General features: G+C 62.4%; 2 protein-coding genes. Both read right to left on the reverse strand.

Features of this window, described 5'->3' with window-relative positions; genetic code table 11:
* Positions 1 to 199: 199 nt before the first annotated feature.
* Positions 200 to 682 (reverse strand): tyrosine-type recombinase/integrase, encoded by a 483-nt coding sequence (locus BLU67_RS11980; protein ID WP_222842499.1) that lies wholly within the window; start codon positions 680 to 682, stop codon positions 200 to 202.
* Between the two features lie 315 nt (positions 683 to 997).
* A complete protein-coding gene (locus tag BLU67_RS11985) occupies positions 998 to 2194 on the reverse strand; it encodes an AfsR/SARP family transcriptional regulator (RefSeq protein WP_092566241.1) in 1197 nt (398 codons plus the stop codon).
* Between the last annotated feature and the right edge of the window lie 146 nt (positions 2195 to 2340).

Raw genomic sequence — 2340 nt, forward strand, 5'->3', positions numbered from 1 at the left:
CGGGATTAGCTCATTTCGAGCTAATCACCCCGACTTTCCCGCACCACAACGCGGCAAACTCCGATCTTAAGCAACACGTTTTGGCCGGTAACCCGAAGCATCCGACCGCGGATGCTGATGCCTTCCGGGACGCGTCGATTGCGGCCGTTGCGACGAGCCGGGACCTGGAGCCCGTTGTGGGCCGCGATCGGCCGCCTTTTCATCGCCGAGGTGCCGTCGCCCGACTGGACGTAGCGGGGCTCTCACGATCGGGATTCTCGTGTCCGTCGAGGAACGCGTTGGCGCGTGCTGCGGCGTCGGTGAGGTGCCTGGTGTCGGGGTGGAGGTAGCCGCGGGTGGTCTCGATCGATTTGTGGCCGAGGATGCCTTGGAGGACGTGGAGTGGGATGCCTGCGTCGGCGAGCCAGGTCGCTCCGGTGTGGCGGAGCCCGTGCCGGGTGAGGCTGGGGAGCTCGAGCTCGGTGACGAGCTGATCCCACTTCGTCGCATCCCGCACCGATGCTGTGGTGAGCACCCCACCTCGGGGACCAGTCAGGAGCCGCTCGCTGGGTTCGCGGTCGTGGGTGAGGCGTTCCAGGACGGGTGTGAGGGCTTGCAGGATGGGGACGTGGGGGATGTCGCGGCCCTTGGTTTGTTTGGTGACGAGGCCGCGTACGCCAAATGCAGGCAGGTCTCGCGCCACAGCTCATGCGGATCCTTAAACCCGTAGGGGTCCGGCCCGCCATCAGGCAGGGCGAACGCGTCCTGGTGGGGTTCGGGTGGGAAGAATCATCTCGCTGAGCGGAGTATGCACTCGCGCCCAACCGGATAGCGTGAAGACTATTTTGACGGCGGGCACTGACACCGGCCATGTCGGACGATAGTTCGTAGCTTCTTTTACTAACAGGGGGACTCCCCCGAACCTAAACACAGCACCCTCACTGCACTGAAAGTCAACGTGGTTATTCCTTGATGTGGAAACGCGGACGTATCTCCTGATTCATCACAGTGCCGCCTCCTATTCCTCAGAGTGCGACGGGCGGGCCTGTCCGACGTTGACTCCAAGCTCTCGCATGCGCTGCATGTAGTTTGCTTCTGCCTCTGCAGCTTGGCCGCGGGCACCTAAAGTGGTCAGCGCGTGTATGAGGCCTTCGTGTGCTCGTTGTTCGTACACGTCGAGCCCGAGGATGCGTCGGTATGCGTCGACACGCGTGAGTTGGTCGCCCTTCGCGCTTGCCGCGAGTGCGAGCGCATAAGCGGCTTCAAGGAAGGTGTCGTGCACTTCGCGCCTATAGTGGAGCGCCCATGGCGCATCCGGCTCGTCGATAAGGACGTCTCCCGCGTATCTGTCAAGCGCGGCCACCAACATATCGATACGAGCAGTCGTGTCCAGTGCGTGCTCGAGTGCCGCGCGAGCGTCGCTCATGAAGCACTCGGCATCGATCTCGATCAACCGAGTATTCAGTCGGATCAGGTCTCCGCGACTTTCCACAAAGGTGTTCGGAGGGAGCTCTGCTGCCGGGTCGAACGCCCGGCGAATTGTGCTGGCTGCGACCGCCAATCGGTTGTACAGCCGATCGAGTTGTTCGTCGGGCCACAGGAGATCTATGAGTCGTTCCCGTGTGACCGTGGTGCCTCGGCGGGAGACGAGGATCTTGAGAAGTTCGCGGGCTTTTCTGGATTGCCAGCGAACTGGCTCTCCCCGTATCGACGTGACATCAAACGTGCCGAGGACGCGGATCGTTGGCCTGACATGTGGTTCCGGGAAACTCGTGCGCAGCATGGCGTCTTTGCCTTTTCTGCGGGCCGTTGCGAGTAAGGAGGCTGCGAGCTCCTCGAGTCTGTGCAGGCTGAGGGCACGGGCTGTGGCGAGTGCTTCGACCACGAGGGTCTCTGCCTCGTCTGCGCGCACGGAGTCATCACCTTGTAGGAGAAGCTCGGCCAGGTCGATCTGTGCTTCGGCGAGCCAGGGGTGCGCCCCGAGCTGCGCCGTGAAGGTGATGGCTGCGCGGTAGTGGCGGATGGCCTCTTCCTTGTCGCCGAGCAGGAGGCTCAGACGGGCGATGGGGCGATGCACTGTTCCCAGGCAGATCGCGCCGAAGCCCATTGTGATCAGCTGGTCTCGGAACGGCAGCAGGATGATGCGAAGCGCCGCCGCCATATCGCGGTCGCCGAGTTCCGCGGTGACCAGGGCGAGCAGGCTCAGCGTCGCCAATCGGTTGCGATCTTGGACGAGTTCGTCGTGTGGAGGGATTGTCTCAAGTAGCGCGGGCCTGTCAAGTTTTTTGTGTAAGTTGATTGGTTACAAGTAGGGGTTGATACGGTCTGGGTAGGCGGCTGCGAGTTGGGCGAGTGCTTGTT

The organism is Bowdeniella nasicola, from assembly GCF_900107735.1.
Taxonomy (GTDB): Bacteria; Actinomycetota; Actinomycetes; order Actinomycetales; family Actinomycetaceae; genus Bowdeniella; species Bowdeniella massiliensis.